The organism is Flavobacterium covae (assembly GCF_001534645.1).
In the GTDB taxonomy this organism is placed as follows: Bacteria; Bacteroidota; Bacteroidia; order Flavobacteriales; family Flavobacteriaceae; genus Flavobacterium; species Flavobacterium covae.
The window spans coordinates 2,102,918-2,125,316 of the sequence record NZ_CP013992.1; the positions used below are offsets into that span (position 1 = coordinate 2,102,918).

Consider the following 22,399-nt stretch of genomic DNA (forward strand, 5'->3'; position numbering starts at 1 on the left):
GATTTTTGTTTTATAGCATACTATTCTTTTTATCCCCAGATTACGTATTAGAAATTTATTACAGATAAAATGATTTTGAATCTAAAAAGGTTCTTCCTCTTTTGTCCTGAATGTAGTAAAACTTCATTTGTGGAAAATTTTGGATCTTTTTTATCTTCTTTACTCTTTTTATTTGCATCATAAAGTCCAATACATAATATGAAATGAATACTATGTTTTTTTAGACTAAGACATAAGATTATGAGGTTTTTTATCTAAAAAGAAAAAACCTTGTTTGTTTTTATCTTTATTTAATAAATAGCTTTTGTAGAGGTCGTTTTTTTTGTATTCTCTAACAATATATTACTTGGTTTTTATTTTTAGATAATTATACCTATTATGCTAACTGACAAGGAAGGTTCAAAAAAAGGATGTATTGTCTAACTTTGTTCTGTTTTTTTCTTTGGTTCAAAAAAAGGAACGAAAATCAGACAAAGTTAATAATATGTTTTCTTCTATTGTGAAATACAAATGAAGCTTTATTAAAAAATATTTTTTTTGAAAATCCTCTAAAATAAAGAAGGCGGGTGAAAAATGAGGTTTTCTTTTAAAAAGTTATATAGGTTGGTATATACAAAATGATTTTTTTGAAAATTAAAAATTTTGATGGGTATTAAACTTTCTAAAACGGGATAAAGAAACAAGGTTTCGTGTTCTAGTTTTACTTGTTTTGTGTCTTTTTGAAGTGGTTTTTCTTCTTCGGCTATTTTAGCCATTTGTTTTTGTAAATAACATTTACCATTGCATTTTAATTCAGGTTTATCATTGTTTTCACACAATACGTTGCTTATATAATCATAGTTTATAATATAAGAAACCATAGGTTCTACAGGACGTAGCAAAAATGATAAAACTAATATTAGAAGGGTAAATTTCATTTAGGGTTTGTAACTGATTTTTAAAATTATTTTTTAATGAATGTTGGATCACTTAATGTATTCATGAAGTGAATAAGATTTGTTTTTTCTTCTTCTGTTAATGCAATTTTGTTGTTTTTATTTTTAAGAATAGGATCTAAATTATCTGCATCTAAAACGCCTTTATCAAAATAATCTAATACTTCTTTTAATGAGGCAAACTGCCCAAAACTTCCGTAGGGAGCTGTATATTGTATGTTTCTTAAAGAGGGTACTCGAAAAGCTTGTATGTCTTCTTTTTTTCCTGTTACTCTTGCTCTTCCAACCTCATCTTTATCAGGATTTACAGGAAACCCTATATTTCGAAACGATTGATCTGTAAACAATTCTGTGGCATGGCAATTGGCACATTTTTGTTTAAACGTTTCATATCCTTTTTTTTCATTAGGAGTAAAATCTTGGTCTTTTTTCATGACTTGGTCATATTTACTATTAGAAGAGACTAAAGTGTATTCATATTGTGCAATGCTTTTAAATATTTTTTCTTGTGTTATTTTATCCTCTCCATACGTTTTTTTAAATAGTTCTTGGTACTCTTTGTCTCCTTGTATTTTTGTTATTATTTCTAGAATAGAAGACCCCATTTCTTCTTTCGTAATAATGGGTACGATAGGTTGGTGCTCTAATTCTAATTCGTTTCCATCCCACATATAAAAATTCATAAAGGCTAAATTTTGAATTGGAGGTGTATTACGTAATCCTACTCGTCCTAAAATTCCGATCGCTTTTGTTTTTTTATCTGTAAACGCATTTTCTTGAATGTGGCAACTTGCACATGAAATAGAGTTATTACTACTTAATCTTTTATCATTGAACAATTTTTCGCCTAACTGTACACCGTATTTTGTGGGTTTATTTTTAAGAAAAAAACCATTCAATAGAGGAAAATACTTAGGTGTTTCTATGAAAATTTCTGGATTATTAAATTCAGAAATAAATGTTGGTTCTACGTCTATTTCTTTGTCCTTAGAACAAGAGTATAAGGTAGATACTAATATTAAAAGTAAAATATATGATTTCATTTTTTTATTTTTTTAACGGTAAATATCGTATGCTTCTATTTTTGGTATTTACTTGATCAACATTGATTCATGATAGGTACTCAATGAACATATTATTTGCATACTCAAACCGTCATATCAAAATGACAAAAAGAGGGGACTCAAAAAAAACAATAGTTTCTTGTTTTTGATTATAGTATAAAACTATTACTCACGTTATTTTATTTCTCTTTATAAGTAAAACAAAACGTTTGTGTTCTTTTGGATCCCCTCATATTAATCTTTAATTTTGAACTTTACTAACAGAAAACATACCTGTAACATTTGTAGTACCATTTCCTCCTATATTGTTTACAAAACGCATCATTTGTACAGCTGAATGAACACTTGGGGTTGCATTGTTATCATTTTTATCATTCGTTATCAGCGTTATTTTTTCTGTTCCGCTTAATAACTTATCCAAATCAGCGTTTATAGTAATTTTAGGGTTCATTTTATTCACAATTGCTTGTACTGGAAGATTCAAGGTAATATCTCTATAAGCATCTACTCCTTGAACAAAATTTTTGTTGGGATCTTTTTTTTCAGTACTTCCTGTATGAATTGAAAGAGGTTTGTTTTCATCACTATAATAACCTTCAATTTTCACAAAACGATAACCTGCTCCCCATTCCCACATCATTTGTGTTTTATTTTCTCCAGCGTTAGCAAAAAATTTAGGGAATTTTGTTTGATCTACTTTATTCAAATCACTTTTTACTCCTAAGCCAAATTTAATTTGTTTATAATTACCATAAGGGATTTTTGATAAAGTATAACTTAGTGTTTCAGGCTTTGATTGATCTATTACAATAGCTCCTAAATCAAGATTTGATACGTTGTAAGGCACTTCTGTACCATCTTCTTTTATCAGTCTTATATTACTAACTACATACTTTAGCTCTTTAAAGAGGTGTTTTTGGTTGTTTACTGAAACGTTCGTTGTTACAGCGGTTGAAGTAGGTTCTCCAAGTACAATAGGGGTACTTTTGAAGGTGTTTTCAAAAACCAATGTTACATCATTAGCAAATGTGTTTGGCTCAAGTATTTTTTGATCTTCTTCTTTACTACAAGATAAAAATAAGAATGATGATATAGCTAATAAATAATATTTTTTAAAATTTTTCATAATAATTAAAGTGTTTATTTTTTTTAAAGATTGAGTTTTAACGAGATAAAAATATTTCGTCCCATTCTATTAATATTTCCCCAATCAGCATACGTGCTATAATTTTCGTTTAATATGTTTTCTGCCCCTGTTTGCAATGTTATTTTGTATTCGTTAAAGAGAATTGCATAATCTACTGAGGCTCCCCATAATAGGTATTTAGGTGTTTGATCTTCACCGTATAAAGAGCTGTAATGTATTTGATCTAAATCACCATTTATAGCTGTTCTTGCTCCAAAATTACAATGTTTATATTGCAGGGAAGTTAGATAACTTAATGGTCTAATGAACGGGAGGTTAATCCCTTTACTATCTATACCTCTGGCGTAAGTTAGTGAGCCTTCCCAACGAATATGTTCTCCTAAGTTATAAAAGGAGCTTACTACTACATTATAAAGTTTTGCATGATCTAAGGAAGTGTACCCTTTCACGCCTATAGATTGGTAATTCATAGGACTTCCTATATTTAGGATTTTGCCCACAATATAATTTTCAATGTAAAAATGGTTAACCTTAGCTTCTAATCCTATAGTAGCATTTTTATAGCCTGCACTTGCATTTACTTCATAGGAAATTTCATTTTTTAAATCTGGGTTTCCTATATAATCGTATCTATCAAAACTATTGTAGATATAATAGCCATATCCTTCTGAAATAGAAGGTGCTCTATGGCCATATCCTGTACCTACAGAAAAATGATACTCTTTTTTCTTGTATTGATAATTTAAATTAAGACTAGGCAAAATTCGATTTTTTTCTTGAGAACTATTTGGATAAAAAATTCTATTAAATTCTATGTATTTAGAAAAGTTGTAATGAGCTCCTAAAGAAGCACCAAAAGACAACTGACGTTCTGTTGAAAAATCCCATGAGTTCTGTACAGCTACACTTGCAAATTGTGTAGTTACCCAAGGCCAACTATAGGCAAACATTGTTCTTTTGCTACGGTCCTGTGGGTACATTCTCATTTCTGCAATGGATAAATTAGTATACGCATTGAACTGAAATTCTGAGGAGAGTTTATTAGTTCTCGTGCTTACTTTAGAAAGCAATCCATAGGTTGTACTCCATCCGGGCATATCCATGTGAACCAAATTTTCAGGGCGCGTTGTATCATCCATATAATGCTCAATAGCATTGAAGTATACTTTCGTATCCCATACTTTGATTCGTTTGTCATCAAAAAGCTGTTTATAAGCGGCTGATGTTATTAGGGTTCTTGAAAGGTATAAATCCATAGGCAAGGCAGGAAATCCTACATTTTTTGCCATATCAAAAACGACATCCGCTTTTAAAGATGAAAGCAATCCTGTTTTATAAGCTAAACCTAATGAGGAGTTGAATTTAGAGTATTGAGAATGTTTTATTTCTCTATTTTTACCATCAAAATAATTACCTGCTTCTCTATAAGCGATACTTCCATCTAACACAAATTTGTTGTTTGTAAAAGCTATATTTCCCAAATTAAAAAGCTGGTGGTTATTGGATTCAAATCCTCCTTGAAAACTGCCTACTATTTTTGTTTTTTCAGTAAAAGAGCTATTTTTTCTAACTAAATTGATATTTCCTGCAATAGTGGATCCGTGTAATCCTCCTTGTTGTCCTGATTTGATATCAATAGTAGCTAAATTATTTACTTCTAGATAGGAGGTAACAGGGTCCATTTTATCTGTACAGGCTCCAAAAATGTGCATCCCATCAATAGTAATTGTGGAACGCTCGCTACTCATATTGTTTAATAATGGTTCCCAAGCATACGCACCTCTTTTTACAAAAGATATCGTATGAGATGATGCTAGAAATTCGTCTATTGAAACTGCCAATTTTAGATCTGTTTCGATCTTCTTTTTTTTCTGAATTTTTTTCAAATAAATTTCTTTTATCACTTTTACTGAATCCTTATTAACCTCTATACTTTGTGCATTTGTTAAAAAGCAAATACTAACAAATATTAGTAATCCTATTTTTTTCATAAGGTCTTAGAATAGAATATCAATAAAAAGAGAGCTCTTTAATCCTTGAACTCCAGGAGTAAAGTCTTCTGGAACATTGGTTCCTTTTATTACTTTTCCGTTTGAGTCTAATAATATCATATTGAGCGTCCAATTGCCCGTCATAGTATAGTTAACTATACCGTGATAGAAACCATCTTGTTCTTGTGTCAAATCTTTATTATTAGGAGACGAATGATTGCCCATAGAGGGTTCTGGCATTCTTGGATCTAACTTTAACGTATGATTCCTAACTTCCGTAAAAGAATATTCATTGGGTTCCGAAATTGTAGGTTTATTGTATTTATAAATTCCTGCAATTAATGTATTTTCTGCTACTTTAGGTTTTTGTGGGGCGACCAAAGCTATATAATATTTTTCGCCATCATTTCCCGTAAAAGTGGTCATACCTAGATTTTTATTCTTTTGAGGAAGAACTGGAATCGTTTGGGTACCGCTCATCACTTGGTTATTGATTGTCATTTTAATATTTATTTGCCAAGTTCCTTCTTTATTTTCATCAGTAAAGACAGAATACCCTGCAAAATATTCTTCTGCTGGTTTGTACTTCATATTATATTGATGAGGACAAGATGATTTTGTATCATTTGCCAATGTTATAATTGGTAAAAAAGATACTGAAGTAGGAACTACTGTTTTATTTGTATTGCAATCAAAAACTTTTACATGAATTTCGTTATATCCTTTATAAAAAGTTCCGTTAAGTGCTTCAATACAAATATTATAATTACCTACTTTTAAAGAAGTAACTTCTCTAAAAGCAGCGTATTCAGTTACCACAGTTGCTATTTCTGCTTCATAATCTGTTTTTTCCAATGTACAAGAAGTCATTGTATAAACCAATACAATACTCCAATACTTTAGAAATTTCATACTTTCTTAAATGATTATTTTTTATGCAAAACGCAAGTGAACAGTGCTAAAATGTTATAGCATCTGTACGCGATTAAAAAAATTGGGACGATAAATAATTATCTAAAAATAGGCGGTTTGAGGATACTACATTTAGTAAGAAGTTGATACCAATTTGTATAATTACTAAATGGGTGAATTTGTATATCAATAGGTTTTATAAATTCAAACTCAAAAATACTTTGACAAAATAGTATTTCATATCGTTCTGAAAGGTTATTTTTTTTATCTGGTGTGGGTTTTTCAGTTTCAGAAACTTTTGCCAACTCTTTCATTAAGTGACACTTTCCATTACATTCTAACGTAGGTTTATCTTTATTTACACACAATACCTCAGCTATGTAGTTGTAATTTACTACATAATCAATAACTGGCATTACAGGACGCAACAGTATTAAAAAAGCCAATATGGTATATAACCCTTTCATTATTAAAGTACAAATGTATACAATTTAGATAAGCTTTACTAAAAAACAAATTTGGTTTTCTTTTTTATGATCAAACACAATCGGTTTTTTAATAAAACTTAAATGCGATAATTCTTTTTTTATAAGGTAAAACAAATGTAAACCAATCTTAATTAAACCCTTATGATATTTATCATTTAACAATTTGTTTTTGAAATAATATTTTTTTTACGTTATATTCTACTTTTTATATTTGTAAACTCATACAATTCTATTTATTTTTAAAATTTTATACTATCACCCGCACAAAGTAAAGACTTAAAATAAGGTGAGGCAGTAAAAGGTGTTTTTTAGCCGACCAAACACAGGAGAATGTTACATATAGGTGTACGTATATAAATTTTCTTGTTATTATCCTTCTATAAATAGTTTTTTAAGCATAAGCAATTCACTTATATCTGACAATATTCTTTTTTCGCAAAACATTTTAAATCATCTATATCAACATCAAACAAATAGCCTCAAGTTTTAAAAAATTGTATTAGATAGTATTTCATTACCTTACCAAAAGTCAAGCTTTGATTTTCATAAATTGAATTATTAAAAAATTCATTACTAAATTTCTCATATAATTTGTCCGCTTATAATATTAAGCCCAGTATAATCAATAGCTGTCGTAATTTCATCGAACATATAAATGACAGGTGAATTGTTATATTGAAACTTATTTGATGGTTTTGAAACATTTTCAACATTAAATACAGCAAAAATAAAACTGCGGATTTTACGTCGATTTCAACTAGACTTTCGTTTTCATAGCGTAAATACTTTATTAATTCTTTTTTTAATCTTAAAATATTGGTATGTACCCTGCCATCAGTTTTTGCTTTTAGTACTAATGAAAATTCGTGTTTCATAATTTTAAAGGCCTTTTTTATATATTTTCCCCTTTCTGAAAACGGAATTGAATCAATGGCGTTTTGCGGATTATGAACTGTTAGTTTTTCCCGTTTGAAATGTTTTAGTAAAAAATGATACTGCTTTTGTATGTTTTTACTTGTCTTTTGTCTTACAAATAGTTTTTTATACTTTTTGATTAGTTTGTAATCAGTAATAGTTACAATTTCAAATCCATTTTCATAAAAATAATCTCGCAGTATATAACTAAAACTATGGTTTTCAGAATAAGGGTAACGGTTTAAAATATTGCCAACTCCGCCAAAATTCTCCGACAGATAGTTTATATACTTATGATAATCTTTGCCAAACAGTTTTTCAAGCGTTTTTGAATAGAGTTCCACTTTTTTTGTGTTAGTCTTTTTGTTACTGAAAAGGATTACCAAATAGATTAAAAGATAGGCTTTTTCAAAATTGAAATTAAAATCAGGCTTGAAACGGTTAACACGGTTTTCAAGATGTAAGTTTTTGGGTTTTAATATTGTATATGTTTTCATTCTTTTAATTTTTAAAAAATAAAGGTTTAGGCGATGTGATAACAACGCTTGAATATTTAGTGATAAATAAATTGTATTAGTGCCTGAAAACGGCTAGAAATAAGCTATGCGCTTGCTTTTAGTTTGTTTAGTACTTCGTCTTTGAAATAGTAGACCCTTCGACCAATTTTTTTGGCTTTTAGTATAGCATCACGATTCCATAAAAATAAAGTTGTAGTTGAAACCCCTAACATTTTGGCGGTTTCCTCTCTTGATAGCAAATCAGTTTTGGGAACTGTTTCTTGAGGTGCAAGCGGTAACATAGAAGTAATTTGAGTTAATTCTTCTTTTACCGCTTCTTTAATAAGTTGTTGTAGGTCGCCAACTGAAAGTTGGACTAGTAATTGATTTGTTTTTTCTAACATAAGCATCTTTTTTAATTATTTAGAACAAAAGTAAGACGCCTGTTTTCGGTAAAAAAAACGGATTGTTCGGATTTTTCCGAACTAATTAAAAGTATTTATTGTAAATATTTAATCTGCTTTCAGAATGTGAATTTTTCTCAAACCCTCTTTTGTCTTCAAATTTTTCTTTTTGACTTTGATTAATCAATTGGTTTCTAAATAACCAATCAACAAAATATAAATGCGGTACTTTATAAATCTTTTCATCATCAAGTAATTGAAAGAAAAAAAATGAAATGTCTAAATAATGATTAATGATGTTTCTTTCATTTATAAGGTTTTTAAAGCTATAATAATCCTCCGCCTTTTTGAATATATTTATCCAATTCATATCGATATTTTTAGGCTCTATAATTTCAAGAGATTGTCTAAATAATTTGATTGTTTTTTCAAAGGATGTAAATCTATCTTTAGTTAAAGTTCTAAAATAGTTTATGTTTAATTCATTGAAATTTTTTATCAGACCAGAATTATATGAGTTATAAAAATTATCCTTCATTCGATTTAAAATTTCATCATAAAAAAAAATCATTTCATCATTATATAATTCTTTGTTTTTTATATGAAATTCCGTTAATTTTTTTGAAATGTTTTTATATAACAAATCCAATTTGCTTTCAAAATAACTGCTATTTATTAATTCGATTTCATCATCACGCAGAATAATTTCATTCTTTATTTTGTCAAATAATTTTGAATCCCTGCAAATACTATATGATTTTGAATTATAAAGGATTTCACTTTTATAATCTTTATTTAATTTGATTTCGCATTTTAAATTATTTATGTCTAAAACGTTATTTTCATATTTATTAAAAAAGTTAAAAATAAATCCTTCAATGTTTTTTTCGGTTAATAAACCATTTATAGTTGAATTAAGATTTAAGCAGTCATTTTCAAATATTTTATTACTCATAAAATCAAATTATTTTTTAAATTCTAGCAAACTCAATCAAGGCACTATACTCTTGATTGTCTGCAAGTCTTAATGCTTTAATGTAATCCGTTCTTGTTTCGTTAGCTTGTACAAGGTTGCTCCTGCCCCACGTAAAATAATTGGCATTATAAAGTTTGGTTACTATCAAATCAGCAATTAATCTGGAATGCCTGCCGTTGCCATTAGGAAAACAATGTATGCTTACCAAGCGGTGTTTGAATCGTATCGCCATTTCATCCTGTGGATAAGTGTTGTTTTGATACCAAAATAAAGCATCGTCAAGTAACTGTTTTAGTGCCATAGTAACCATATAACTTTTTATACCAATATTTTTTTCTGAATTTCTGAAATTCCCAGCCCATTTCCAAACATCACCATACATTTTTTTATGGAGGTCTTTTATAAATTTTTCACTGAATAACTGTTCAGGCTTAAGTTTTGCACGGAGCGTCCACTCAATAGCCTTTTCAATATTAAGTTGCTCAAATTCGTCTAATTCTTTTCGGGTAGTTATAGAAGGGATTTTTAAGCCTTCCATTTCTTCTTCGCTTAATGGCGTTTGACCATTGATATAGTCAATAGTTAATCCCATAAATATTTTGGCATTTCATATTTAATTTCTTCTGCTTTTTGCTTTATGGCTTTCTGAATACGTTCATTAGAATTTTGTTGGTCTTCTAAAGTCATCGTAATATGTGTGCGTCCTACAATTTCCTTAGCGATTTCCAACGCTCTTTTTTCAATCATTTGTTCTATAGAACCGTTATTAGGAACAAATCCATATACTAAACGCATATCTAAAGCATAAGCCAGTTCTTTTAAAGTATTAAGCGTAATTGTTCCATTAGCTTCCCTCTTTTCCATTTCGCTGATGCTTTGAGGGCTTATTTTCATTTTATTTCCTAATTGGCGTAACGACATTTTTAGAGCGGTTCTAATGGGTTTTATCCAACCTGTAGAAGGAGAGATAGTACTTTCAATAGTATTGAAACATTGAATTTTTGCATCTAATTGTTCAATCAGCAATAATCTTTTCTTTTCTTTCATCAGTCTATATGTTGAAAATTACAAACAAATGTAAGCTTATATATTGAAATTAAAAAAATATTTTAAACTTATAAGCTTAATAAAATGAAATAATATCAACTTATAGGTTTAAATTTTATTTTGTTTTTCCCATAAAGCTTTTAATTTCTCTGCATATTCTTTAGGCGTTATCTTAATGTAAGACAGGAACTGTTTTTCTGTGCTATGCCCTGTTATTTTCATAATAGTTAAAGTATCTAATTTACCATAAAGATTAGTTGCAAAGGTTCGCCTACATATATGGCTTGATACTAGTTCAAATTTAGGATATTTTCCATTTTTTTTACGGTGTATTTTTTTCTTTTTACCGTTTTCTATTATTTCTATTTCATCCATTCGAGCTCCTTGCACCATTTCAGTTAAACCCGCTTTTTCTGCAATGATTTTAATGTAGTCATTAAATTTTTGGTCGCTTATTTTTCTAGGAAATTCCCCGTTTCTTTTATCTAAAATTAATTTAACTTGAGAGTGTATTGGGATAATAACAGGAAAATCAGTTTTTAGGGTTGTCTTATTAATAAAACCGTCATTATCTGTATTAGCCTTAGACAAATTTAAAAAATCTGAAATACGTAAACCAGTCCTTAATCCAATGATAAACCAATCTCTTGCATTATCTAAAAAGTCTGCTTCAAATTCTGTAGTAAATATTTTATTTATTTCCTCTTCCGTTAAATAAATATCATTGGTTTTGTTAGTTGGGGAAAAGAATTTTGGAGATTTTATATCGTTAGAAGTGTTAAGTCCTTCTCTCTCCGCAGTATTACAAAACAACTTAATGTCATCTATATACCCTCCTATAGTATTGTTGTTTAACTGTTGCTTTTTCTCTAAAAAAGTTATGAAATTATTATGAAATTCTAAATCTATATCTGAGATTTAAAGTTTTACATTGTGTTCTTTTTCAAAGGCTAAGATTTTATTTTGTGTGGTTATGTAGTGCTGTATAGTTCTTGGCTTTATGTCATTCCCTAATCGATTTCTTGATGTTTTAGATTCATCAATAAAAGTTGAAATAAAATTGGTGAAAAAAGTCTTATTATTTTCTGCTTCCTTATTTGATTCACGATTAAAGAAAGCATCAATTTTACTTTTCAACCATTTGTTATTTATTACAATGGTTTTGTCGTTTATTTTAGTAGCTTCATATTCGTTTTTTAGGTAAATTTTAAACTCATTGAGTTTTTTATTTACCGCTGTATAGTTAACTTCTTTAGTACTTAAAATTTCTTGCTTTGATTCACTCCATCGTTCAGAGGGTGTTTCAAGTCCTGTTGAAGCTTCTGCGTCAAATTGACTGCCTTGTTTGAATCTGACGTATATTGTTGACCAATCTGATTTTTTACTTTTAAGTCTAAAGTTTATTGAAGCCATAATTTAAAAGAGTAGAATTATACTTAAATTTTACCCCCAAATATACCCCCTAATTTTTTAAATTAAATAGAATTTAATTAAATTTAACTATGTTTGCCGAGTGTTAAATCAATGCTAAAAGCTTATTTTACAAGTGTTTTAAATATCAATTGGATTTATTGAGTTTTATAGGTTGTACTCCTATCACAAGTACAACCTATAATCCTCCAAACCTAACAAAGCTTCCTACAATTAACATACTTACACCAATAAGTGTTATCAGTAAAATGTGAACAGCCATTAAAATAATGGTTTTAGAAGTTAACTTAGGAATAATGAATAGTCGCGCATGAATGGCTAGAACTAAAGTTAACATGAGCAAACATAATTTGATTGATATCACTCTTTCAATATTCGATTCAAAAGAAAACCAGCTTGTTAGTGTAACATTGTATTGATAGGCCATTAATACGCCTGTTCCTACCAAAATCAATAAAGCGGGTAGTCCTATAGGTTCATACTGTTTTTCAAAATTTTTAATAATTTCAACGTCTTTGTTTTTTAAGGCTTTTGGCAAATATCTAATGAGTAAGATAAGATGTCCTCCTACCCAAACACTAGCAGCTAATAGGTGGATTATCAATAAAAGATGGTGTGTCATATCGTATTATTTTAGATTGAATGGGTTCTTATAAATCTTTGTTTTTGAATTTTCTTAAAGAAATTACAAAAGGTATAAAAGCCCACAAACAAAGGAATAAAAAGGAAAACATTACGCCTAATGTCGTTCCAAAAAAGTCTTTAAAAATAGCTCCTGTATAGCCCATCATGGCAGAAGCATCTAGGTGCAATAAAATTTGAATACGAGCTAAATCTATTGGGCTAAATATTGTAATTCCAACCATTGCATTTTCTATTGGATACTCAGAAAATTGAAATAATAAAAAAAGAATTATTCCATCAAACAAAATAGAAAAGTATAACCATATCATGATTGCAACACCAATTCCTTTGGCTTTATCTCGAATAAAAACAACACCTAAAAAAGCTAGAGAAATAAAGATGATAGATAGTAAGATCCCCACAATTAACATTAGTATCCCTATACTATCAGGAAAATTTATAAGCAACGGAATTCCTGCTCCTATAAAAAAGGCAGTGGTTAATGAAAGGGATACTCCTAGGTATAAATTAGACCAAATTTTTTTTCGTTTAATAGGTTGACTTAACAATAGTTCTATAAATTCAGCGCTGTTGTATAAATAGATTGTTGCAAATAAAATAGAAACAAGAGGTACTGTAAATAAAATTACATTTAGGATGGTTAGTATTCCTTTTGACGAATTGTCTTCTAATAAAAAAGAACTCCAACTTAAAATAGATAAAATAATGGTATAGGCTACTATTATTTTATTCTTGTAAATATCTTTTGTAATTATTTTTAGTAACGAATTCATCTTTCTAATTTGTAAAAAGTTTTTGTTTTAGAATTTTTGCAATGGCTTTGCTTATTTTTTCCTCAGCTGTTTGACTTTTTAGTTCATTAATGGTTTTATAGAATTGTATTTCTCCTTCTTGCATAAAAATAATATGCGTAATTAGGTCGTCTAACTCACTTAATAAGTGAGAAGTAATCATAATGAGTTTTCCTTTTGCTTTTTCTTTATTAATTTTTGTTTTTAGGATCTCAGCCGCTAAAGGATCTAGACCTGCGGTTGGCTCATCTAATATCAGAATATCAGGATTGAATAAAAAGGCTAAAACAGCGCTTACTTTTTGTGTAGTTCCTCCTGATAATGTGCCCATTGGTTTATCAAACATTTTTTGAACTTCAAAAGAATGCAATAACTCTTCATCTAATTTGTCTTTTGAATTTCTTAGTTCTTTTATCATTTCTATAACTTCGCCAATGGTTAGTCCTTCTGGATATCGTCCTATTTGTGGCATATAACCTATATTATTTCTGTACAAAAAATCTTTTTGTATAAATTGGTTCTTTACAAAAATGGCTCCCGAATCAGGAATAACCATTCCTAATATTGATTTGATTAAAGTTGTTTTTCCGCAACCGTTAGGCCCTATCAGTGCAACACATTGTCCGCTTTCTAAAGTGATCGACACGTTTTTTAGCACGTTTAATTTTTCGAATTTTTTATTACAATTATCAATTACAATCATAAAAGCAAAGGTTTTGTTTTGGGGTGATTATCAACAAAATTATCGGGTGTAATGGTTGGTAAAACTTTTTCGGATTTATCTAAAAGCATGATCATAAAACTTCTATATAATAGCATTGCTGAAGGTATCCTTTCTGTTAAAACAGCAAATAAACTTAATGGATGATAAGGTACATCTCCTAAACCATCTTTATTTATGTCGTATCCTTCGTATTTGTCCCAATAATTTTTAGTAAAAGTATTCATCACTAAACTCCCATTCGTACTTACATCAAAGGTGTTTTTAATAAAATTATTATCCGTTATAATATTATCCATACAACTGGCTTGAATTTTCATTCCCCATCCATTGTTCTTGAATTGATTTTTTTTTACCCAAATTCGGGAGGTTCCTTCCATGTAAATACCCGAAGTATTGCTAACAAATTTGTTATTGTAGATATAACTATCTGATATTTCTTTTAATAATAGCCCGTAAGCAGAGTTGCCCCAATTTTCTTCGAAATAATTATTAAACATTTTAACGTTTTTAGTAAACATTACGGCTACACCTGCTCCATTGTTTTTAAACATATTTGTTATATAAGCATCATTATGAGAAAACATAAAGTGTAAACCGTAACGAATGTTATTATTTGATCTATTTCTCCAAATAACAGAATTTGTTACAAATTCAAAGTAAATACCGTCTCTATGTCCTTCTATTGTATTGCCTATAATTTTTAAATTTTTGCTTTTCCAACAATGAATACCATTCCCTATTAATTGTTCTTTCTGACCATAAGCTTTTATTTTATTATTTTTAATCAGGCAATTTTTTGCATTTTGAATATAAATTCCAAAGAAGTTATTATCTAAAATATTGTTTTCTATAACAACATTTTCTTTGTCATACACTCTAATTCCACAAGGATCTTGAAGTGCGGCAAAACCTGAATTAACTATTTTAAACCCTTTTATGGTAACATTATCGGCATTTATTGAAAAAATTTCGAATTTATTTTCACCATCAATTAGTGGGAAATCTTTGCCTATCAAAACAATTTTTTTGGAAATCATGATATTTCCTTCTCGATATGTTTTTTTAGGAACAATAATTGTATCATTGTCTGCGCTCTGCTCTATAGCTTTTTTAATAGAATAGTTAACGACGATTGTTTTTGCTTGCAAATTCTGAAAAAAAATTAAGGCTAAAGCAATTAATATGATTTGTATATTTGAGTTAATTCTTTCCAATTTAGTACATCTGTATGAAGTTTTGATTGATATTTTTTACTTTCTTTTAAATTTGAGAAACAAGCAATATTTCCATTCATTGGGCTTTTAAAATTGATATGTTTTACAAAAAAACCATCGTTTGCAGAAATCATGTTTTTATTTAAATAATCTGACACATATACTGCTTTTATTTTTGTATTCCTAATATATTGAAGCAAACAGGAGAGATCATCAAACTTGTAACATCTTCCTTTATCTGTAATTATCTGACAAGAGAATTGAGGATTTGAAATGGTCATTTTACAAAAATCGCAAGAATCTATATTTAGTTTTATGGGCTGGGGTTTATCAGAGCCACACGATAATGAGAAAATAAAACTGAAAAACAATAAAATTCTATATAATACTCTCATGATTGTATATTTTTTTCATTAATCATTATAAAAAACAGTATTATTCCAGCAGTTATTAGCATCCAGCCTCCTTTATCAGGAATAGAATAGGCTCCAAAGTTTAATAACTGTTTATAACCTACTAAGGGAGGTTGATAGCTCATTCCTGGTACTTTTATTGCAGCATTAGGATCTAGATTATGTCCATACTCGTAATTCCAACGGTAAAAATCTATTGCTGATAGAATTACGAATAAAAAAAATAGCACTAAAAAAGATCCCACATATTTTTTTTTATCTAAAAATAGGAGTAGTAGGGAAACTAGTCCAAAACCTACAATTATAAATGTAAGGATCCTAAATTCAAAAAAGTTTTCTGTATGAAGGGTTGCCATCCCTATATAATGATTTAAACCATTGATTATATCAACATCTCCTCCTATTTTATCAGCATATAATCTTAGAACCAGTCCTTCAGGGTACTGAGGGGCATCTAGTTGTATTTGCCATAGCGGAAAAAAAACGGATCCCATAAAAAGTCCTGACACAATTATTAGAAGTCCTTTTGATACTAATGATACTCTTTGATTTTTCATTTTGAAAAATATTAGCATAATAACTAAAGACTGTCTAAACAATAAGCTTTTATTACTAAGTACTATACACTTAGACAGTCTTATAAGTAATTTTATTTTGTATTAGGTAAATTGGTTCCTACACTATAAGTAATGGGTACTTTACTATTGGCGGGAGATACCCTTACATAACCTTGCATTTCTTGATGTAAAGCACTGCAAAAATCAGTACAATACATAGGATACATACCTACTCTCTTAGGGATCCATTGTAAGGTAGCGGTTTCACCAGGCATAATGAGTAACTCTCCATTATCAGCTCCTTTGATAGCAAAACCATGCGGAACGTCCCAATCTTGTTCTAAATTGGTAACATGAAAATATACTTCATCTCCTAGTTTTATTCCTTCAATATTATCAGGAGCAAAATGGGATCGGATAGAGGTCATGTATACATGAACGACTTTTCCTTTTCTTAGTACTTTAGCTTCTTTTTCTCCTTTTGTTGCAAAAGGATGCTTATTTTCGGCAATTTTATAATACTTCAATTGTCCGTTATTTCTGATTAGATCTGCTGGTGCTGCTTGTGCATAATGAGGCTCTCCTATTGTTGGAAAATCTAAGATCATTTGCATTTTGTCTCCACTAATATCAAAAATTTGAGCTGATTGAGCCAATTCAGGTCCCGTTGGGAGGTATCTGTCTTTTGTAATTTTATTATAAGCTATTAAGTATTTACCAAAAGGTTTTTTAGTATCTCCTCCAGGAATACATAGATGACCAACAGAATAGTAGGTTGGTACTCTGTCTAGTATTTTTAGTGTTTTTAAATCCCATTTTACAACTTCTGATGATACAAAGAATGTTGTATAAGCATTGCCTCTTTCATCAAACTCTGTATGCAAAGGTCCTAAACCAGGTTTTTGAACCTCTCCGTGCAGTGCTTCTTCATACTTTATTACGTTAATCCCTTCAAATGTTCCTTCAAATTTTTTATGATTAATAGCTGTTATCATTTTATCAAAACTAAATACAGGAACTAAGGCCGCTAATTTTCCTGAACCTACAATGTATTCTCCTGAAGGGTCTACATCACAACCGTGCGGTGACTTAGGACAAGGGATCATATAACAAATATCTTTTAGTTCTGCTGCATCTAAAACCATAACTTCATTTTTAATTTCTGAAGTAGCAGAATGTGTTTTATCATTCCATTTATTATGAGCGTATTTTACAGTTTCTTTTTTGGCTTTTCCTGTTTTTAAATATTCTTCTGCTTTTTTCCAATTTACTGCCATTATGAAGTCTTTATCTTTTTGAGAAGCATTAACTTCTAATAGTGTATTAGCTTGCTCTGTATTGTAACAAGAAAAGAAGAACCAACCATGAGATTTTCCTTTACCTGCATGAGATAAGTCAAAATTTACACCTGGTGTTACAATTTGAAAAGCTAAATCCATCTTTCCTTTCTTATCTACTTTAACAAAACTTATATGTCCTTTAAAGTTTTTCTTAAAAGTATTAATTTCAACATCTCCATTTGAATAATCTGCTGGTACACTAAACCGTGTCCCAGCTACTACATACTCTGTATTTTCTGTAATAAATGGCGATGAATGATTACCTCCTGAGTTGGGCAATTCAATTATTTCAGTTGTTTTAAAAGTTTTTAGATCAATACGTGCTATACGAGGCGTATTATTAGCATTTCCAAAAACCCATCGTCCATCAACTTCACCATTTGTTTGAGATAATTCCGTATGATGCAAATCATCCCAAGGCACAAATCCATTGGAAGTATTCAGCATTGGCTTTGTTTCTTCACTATATCCCCATCCTTTTTCGGGATCTACAGAAAACACGGGAATTACTCTAAATAATCGACCACTTGGCAATCCGTAAACGCTTAATTGTCCACTAAATCCTCCTGAAACAAAATTATAGAACTCATCGTATTTACCTGGTGCAACATAAGTCTTCTGAGCAGCATCACCACTTACAGCATCGCCTGAATTTTTAGGTTTACAGGAAAAAACACCTCCTATAACTAAAATTAACAATCCGAGTTTTGAAATATTTTCATACATGATTTCTATTATTTAACACCATCATTTTTTCGCATATATTCTAAAATATTTCTAGCTTCATCATCTGTCAGACCTTGATTAGGCATTCGTACTAGACAAATTTCTAATTGTGCTTGAAGTTCAGGGTCTTTATCAATCATTGGATCTGGATTGGTTATAAAGTTCATTATCCATTCTGGTTTTCTTCTTTCCGTTACTCCTTTCCAACCTGGTCCTACTAATTTTTCATCTGTCGTTTTATGACAAGAAATACATTTAACTGCGGACACTTTTTCTCCTTCAGTTGCTTTTGCTAGGTCTAAAGTTCCTAGTTCAATTTTATCAAACTTTCCTTCTCCTCTATTGGGATCGTATGAAGAAGCGTCTGAATTAGATTCTTGCTTAGTTACTTGTTCTTGTGTTGATTTAGAAAAATCTTCTGTTTTTCCCTCTTTTTTTCCACATGAAACTAGGATTGTTAAACCTAAAATGATTGATGAAATTCGTTTCATAATTTTTCTTATTTATAATTACTATACAAATTTCCTACGAACATAATTAATTTCTTATGACCCTAATCATAAAAAGAATAATTGAATTTTTATAAAAAAAGCCCCAAATAGTGTCTAACTTTTTGAGGCATGTCCAGATTATCGGGCTTTTCTTTTTTTATAAGTTTTTTGATACTTTATCTATAGCATGAATGGTATAATCTAAATCTTCATAGGTCAAGGCATCAGTAATAAACCATGTTTCATAAGCTGATGGTGCAATATAAACGCCTTCTTTTACTAATCCATGGAAAAAATCTTTAAAATATTGGTTATCTCCTTTTTTAGATGTTTCAAAATCAATTATCTCTGCTTGATCAAAATGAACTGAAATCATAGATCCTACTCGATTAATTGTGTATAAAATATTATTTTTAGTTAATACTTCATGTATTCCTTTTTCTAAATAAGCTGTTTTTTGATCTAAGCGATTAAAAATTTCAGGGTCTTCATTTAATGCTTGTAACATTGCTAATCCAGCGGCCATTGCTAAGGGGTTTCCTGATAAAGTTCCTGCTTGATAAACAGGTCCTAATGGTGCTAAATGATTCATTATTTCATTTCGTGCTGCAAAGGCTCCTACTGGTAACCCTCCTCCTATTACTTTACCAAAACAAACGATATCTGCTTTGATATTAAATAATTCTTGCGCTCCTCCTTTTGCTAAACGAAATCCTGTCATTACTTCATCAAAAATCAATAATGTACCATGAATATCACAAATCTCTCTTAATGCTTGTAAAAAACCTTCTTTAGGGGGTACACATCCCATATTTCCTGCAACAGGTTCTATGATAATGGCTGCTATTTGTTCTTTATTAGCTTCTAACAACGCTTTTACATTATCAATATCATTATAATTGGCTAATAAGGTATCTTTAGCAGTTCCTTCTGTTACTCCTGGGCTATTGGGTGAACCAAAAGTAATAGCGCCACTACCTGCCTGGATTAAAAACGAATCAGAATGTCCGTGATAACATCCTGCAAATTTAATTATTTTATCACGATTCGTGAACCCACGTGCTAAACGAATAGCACTCATACAGGCTTCTGTTCCTGAATTAACAAATCGAATTTTATCAATATTAGGTACCATAGAAACCGCTAATTTTGCTATTTGTGTTTCTAATTCGGTAGGCATTCCAAAAGAGGTTCCTTTTTGAGCTTTTTCTATTACGGCTTTTACTACGGGTTCATAGGCATGACCTAAAATCATAGGTCCCCAAGAGTTGATATAATCTATTAACCGATTACCATCTTCGTCATATAAATAAGCTCCTTTGGCTTCTTTAACAAAAATAGGGATTCCTCCTACATACTTAAAAGCGCGTACAGGTGAGTTAACTCCTCCTGGAATAACTTCTGCCGCTTCCTGAAATAACTGACTGCTTCTTTGATAAATCATTTTTTTTCTAATGTTTGGGTTTAGTTTTACTTGAAACGGAGTACTCTCATTATGCCTGAATATTCAATTCTGAATTAATATGTTATTTTTAATGATCCACACGCGTATAACGAAAACTATGTTTAAAAATAGCCTTAAGGCTTCTAAAAAATTATTAATATTTGTCCGATAGCTATTGCGTTATCTACCAAACTGTTTTTTTGACGAATTTGTTCTACTGTTGTATTGTATTTTTTTGAAATAGCATACAATGTTTCTCCTTGTGCTACAATATGGGTGGTACCTGTATTAGGAATTTCTGTTTTAGAATTTGATTTGGTTAAAATTTTCACAGTATCTTTCACTTGAGGAGTTACCTCTTTGGGCATTGCATTTTTTGTTTCCTTTACTGTCTCTTCTGTTTTTGTTAAAGGAATGAAAACAAAACCTAAAACCTTAGAATCATACTCATGAAGTTTATATCGTTCAATAATAGAGATAAGTTTTTCAGGATATTTAGGATCAGTTGCATACCCAGACTTTTTTAATCCATACGCCCATCCTTTATAGTCATAAGGATCAAGTTTAAACAATGGTGCATACCAAGAACGAGAGGTTAAAAACAAGGAATGATCACGATAAGAATGAGAAGGATTTTCATATTTCCTAAAACATTCCTGAGCTGCATCGTCATCATAACGCACAGATTCTCCTGTCCATTCCTTATGACATTTGATTCCAAAATGGTTATTGGCAGTACGACAAAGCGTACCTGTACCCGCACCTGACTCTAAAATTCCTTGGGCAAGAATAATACTAGCGGGTACCTTATGTTCTTTCATATTATTCATAGCAACATCTTTAAATTGTAAGACATAACCATTGACTATTTCAGGGGTAACTTTTACCCGTGAGGTTGCTACTAACTCTTCTGATTTACGAAGATTTTGATCATTTGTAATTTCTTTTTCAGATTGAGTTCCTTTTTTTTGGGTAGTAGAATGTGCTGTTTTTTTGGTTGTTTGAATCTTCGGTTTAGAAGTTCCACAACTCACTAAGAAGAGAACTAATAAGAAATGTGTTATTTTTTTCATGAAGTAACTTTATTTTATATTTCTCTAGTATATAACTTAAACGAACTCTTTTAAAATTTGTTTTTATTTATAATATTTTTTAAAAACAAAATTTCAGTTATTCTTTACTTTTTACAATTATTTTAAAAGAAAAGTTCAAAATTATTGATTTTTTAAACTATGAGCATAATCAATTAATGTTTTATTTTTTTTATCTAAGAATTGATTCATTCCTTCTATCCCCTGTAATCCTCCTGTATGAATGGTTAAAATTTTTGCTCCTGATTTAAAACATCCTTTATGAATCATATCTATAACCCCAAACAGCATTTTGCCTGTATATATGGGGTCTAATGGTATTTTTGTTTTAGCATAAAATTTATTTAAAAAACAAATCAATTCTTCCGTTACTTTTCCATAACCTCCGAAATGGTAATCATTTACCATATCCCATTTCTTGTTATTTAATACCCATGATTGCACCTCAGCCTTTAAAAAATCACCTTTTAAGGCTGGAAATCCCAAAATTTCCTGATGGGATAGAGCACTATTAATGATCCCTGAAATAGTGCCTCCTGTTCCAACTGCTGTACATATATAATCATACACTGTATCTGATTCATTAAGAATTTCAGTACATCCTTTAATTGCTAGCTCATTCGTTCCTCCTTCTGGTAACCAATAACAGGTTCCGTATTTAGATTCTATAAAATCTTTAAAATCTACATTTTCTTTATCTCGATATTGCTCTCTGGTTACAAACTCAAATTTCATACCCCATTTTTGAGCAAATTGTAAAGTAGCATTATAACTTATTTCTTTCCAAAGTTCTTCTCCTCTAATAACTCCTAAACAATTTATCCCTTTTTCTTTACAAGCAAAAGCAGTAGCCGCAATATGATTTGAAAAAGCACCTCCAAAGGTTACCAATGTATCGTAATGATTTTTTTCTAAATATTTTAAATTATACTTAAGCTTTCGATATTTATTTCCTGAAATAAAGGGGTGAATTTGATCTTCTCGCTTAATAAAAAGCGTGATTTCATGAGGTAAAGGAATATCTATTTTTTGTATTAAACTATTCACTAGACAAAGGTATATTTTTTTATAAATTAAGCATTTTAGAATTTCTTTTTTATTAACAAAGAAAGAAAATTCTTATATTTTTTTAAAAAAAAGTAAAAACATAATCTAA

At 29.9% G+C, this 22,399-nt stretch carries 24 protein-coding genes; all 24 read right to left on the reverse strand.

Features of this window, described 5'->3' with window-relative positions; translation table 11 throughout:
- Positions 1-548: 548 nt before the first annotated feature.
- Complete coding sequence (locus AWN65_RS09325; protein WP_060382918.1) at positions 549-917, reverse strand: hypothetical protein; 369 nt, start codon at positions 915-917, stop codon at positions 549-551.
- A gap of 26 nt (positions 918-943) precedes the next feature.
- Positions 944-1,978, reverse strand: coding sequence for a cytochrome-c peroxidase (locus AWN65_RS09330; protein ID WP_060382919.1), 1,035 nt, complete (start codon positions 1,976-1,978; stop codon positions 944-946).
- Positions 1,979-2,240: 262 nt separating this feature from the next.
- Positions 2,241-3,125: an MbnP family protein gene (locus tag AWN65_RS09335; RefSeq protein WP_060382920.1), complete on the reverse strand. Its 885-nt coding sequence runs from the start codon at positions 3,123-3,125 to the stop codon at positions 2,241-2,243.
- Positions 3,126-3,148: 23 nt separating this feature from the next.
- Positions 3,149-5,137 carry a TonB-dependent receptor gene (locus AWN65_RS09340; protein WP_060382921.1) on the reverse strand — a complete coding sequence of 663 codons (1,989 nt, stop codon included), beginning with the start codon at positions 5,135-5,137 and terminating at the stop codon, positions 3,149-3,151.
- Positions 5,138-5,143: 6 nt separating this feature from the next.
- Positions 5,144-6,049, reverse strand: coding sequence for a hypothetical protein (locus AWN65_RS09345; RefSeq protein WP_060382922.1), 906 nt, complete (start codon positions 6,047-6,049; stop codon positions 5,144-5,146).
- Positions 6,050-6,147: 98 nt separating this feature from the next.
- Positions 6,148-6,516, reverse strand: coding sequence for a hypothetical protein (locus tag AWN65_RS09350; RefSeq protein ID WP_060382923.1), 369 nt, complete (start codon positions 6,514-6,516; stop codon positions 6,148-6,150).
- A 620-nt stretch (positions 6,517-7,136) separates the two neighbouring features.
- Positions 7,137-7,949, reverse strand: a complete 813-nt coding sequence (locus AWN65_RS09355; protein WP_060382924.1) for a hypothetical protein — start codon at positions 7,947-7,949, stop codon at positions 7,137-7,139.
- A 104-nt stretch (positions 7,950-8,053) separates the two neighbouring features.
- Complete coding sequence (locus AWN65_RS09360; RefSeq protein WP_060382925.1) at positions 8,054-8,353, reverse strand: helix-turn-helix transcriptional regulator; 300 nt, start codon at positions 8,351-8,353, stop codon at positions 8,054-8,056.
- Between the two features lie 85 nt (positions 8,354-8,438).
- A complete protein-coding gene (locus AWN65_RS09365; RefSeq protein WP_060382926.1) occupies positions 8,439-9,308 on the reverse strand; it encodes a hypothetical protein in 870 nt (289 codons plus the stop codon).
- A gap of 16 nt (positions 9,309-9,324) precedes the next feature.
- On the reverse strand, positions 9,325-9,921 hold the full coding sequence (locus AWN65_RS09370) for a mobile mystery protein B (protein ID WP_060382927.1): 597 nt from the start codon (positions 9,919-9,921) through the stop codon (positions 9,325-9,327).
- Positions 9,912-10,376, reverse strand: a complete 465-nt coding sequence (locus AWN65_RS09375; RefSeq protein ID WP_060382928.1) for a mobile mystery protein A — start codon at positions 10,374-10,376, stop codon at positions 9,912-9,914. Before AWN65_RS09375 ends, AWN65_RS09370 begins: the two co-directional genes overlap by 10 nt.
- A 108-nt stretch (positions 10,377-10,484) precedes the next feature.
- A complete protein-coding gene (locus tag AWN65_RS09380) occupies positions 10,485-11,294 on the reverse strand; it encodes a tyrosine-type recombinase/integrase (protein ID WP_081078422.1) in 810 nt (269 codons plus the stop codon).
- A complete protein-coding gene (locus AWN65_RS09385) occupies positions 11,295-11,789 on the reverse strand; it encodes a hypothetical protein (RefSeq protein WP_060382930.1) in 495 nt (164 codons plus the stop codon). It abuts the gene before it with no gap.
- A gap of 196 nt (positions 11,790-11,985) precedes the next feature.
- Positions 11,986-12,429, reverse strand: coding sequence for a CopD family protein (locus AWN65_RS09390; RefSeq protein ID WP_060382931.1), 444 nt, complete (start codon positions 12,427-12,429; stop codon positions 11,986-11,988).
- Positions 12,430-12,457: 28 nt separating this feature from the next.
- Positions 12,458-13,225: an ABC transporter permease subunit gene (locus tag AWN65_RS09395; protein WP_014166193.1), complete on the reverse strand. Its 768-nt coding sequence runs from the start codon at positions 13,223-13,225 to the stop codon at positions 12,458-12,460.
- A gap of 4 nt (positions 13,226-13,229) precedes the next feature.
- A complete protein-coding gene (locus AWN65_RS09400) occupies positions 13,230-13,946 on the reverse strand; it encodes an ABC transporter ATP-binding protein (RefSeq protein ID WP_060382932.1) in 717 nt (238 codons plus the stop codon).
- Positions 13,943-15,181, reverse strand: coding sequence for a nitrous oxide reductase family maturation protein NosD (locus tag AWN65_RS09405; RefSeq protein ID WP_060382933.1), 1,239 nt, complete (start codon positions 15,179-15,181; stop codon positions 13,943-13,945). The genes AWN65_RS09400 and AWN65_RS09405 overlap by 4 nt, the downstream gene beginning before the upstream one ends.
- Positions 15,145-15,576, reverse strand: a complete 432-nt coding sequence (locus AWN65_RS09410) for a nitrous oxide reductase accessory protein NosL (protein WP_060382934.1) — start codon at positions 15,574-15,576, stop codon at positions 15,145-15,147. The genes AWN65_RS09405 and AWN65_RS09410 overlap by 37 nt, the downstream gene beginning before the upstream one ends.
- Positions 15,573-16,151 carry a hypothetical protein gene (locus AWN65_RS09415; protein WP_060382935.1) on the reverse strand — a complete coding sequence of 193 codons (579 nt, stop codon included), beginning with the start codon at positions 16,149-16,151 and terminating at the stop codon, positions 15,573-15,575. The genes AWN65_RS09410 and AWN65_RS09415 overlap by 4 nt, the downstream gene beginning before the upstream one ends.
- A 92-nt stretch (positions 16,152-16,243) precedes the next feature.
- Positions 16,244-18,217 carry a Sec-dependent nitrous-oxide reductase gene (nosZ, locus tag AWN65_RS09420; RefSeq protein ID WP_060382936.1) on the reverse strand — a complete coding sequence of 658 codons (1,974 nt, stop codon included), beginning with the start codon at positions 18,215-18,217 and terminating at the stop codon, positions 16,244-16,246.
- Between the two features lie 8 nt (positions 18,218-18,225).
- Positions 18,226-18,708: a c-type cytochrome gene (locus tag AWN65_RS09425; RefSeq protein ID WP_060382937.1), complete on the reverse strand. Its 483-nt coding sequence runs from the start codon at positions 18,706-18,708 to the stop codon at positions 18,226-18,228.
- Between the two features lie 157 nt (positions 18,709-18,865).
- Complete coding sequence (hemL, locus tag AWN65_RS09430; protein WP_060382938.1) at positions 18,866-20,152, reverse strand: glutamate-1-semialdehyde 2,1-aminomutase; 1,287 nt, start codon at positions 20,150-20,152, stop codon at positions 18,866-18,868.
- Between the two features lie 143 nt (positions 20,153-20,295).
- Positions 20,296-21,225 carry a glucosaminidase domain-containing protein gene (locus AWN65_RS09435; protein WP_060382939.1) on the reverse strand — a complete coding sequence of 310 codons (930 nt, stop codon included), beginning with the start codon at positions 21,223-21,225 and terminating at the stop codon, positions 20,296-20,298.
- A gap of 141 nt (positions 21,226-21,366) precedes the next feature.
- On the reverse strand, positions 21,367-22,290 hold the full coding sequence (locus tag AWN65_RS09440; protein ID WP_060382940.1) for a 1-aminocyclopropane-1-carboxylate deaminase/D-cysteine desulfhydrase: 924 nt from the start codon (positions 22,288-22,290) through the stop codon (positions 21,367-21,369).
- Positions 22,291-22,399 lie beyond the last annotated feature (109 nt).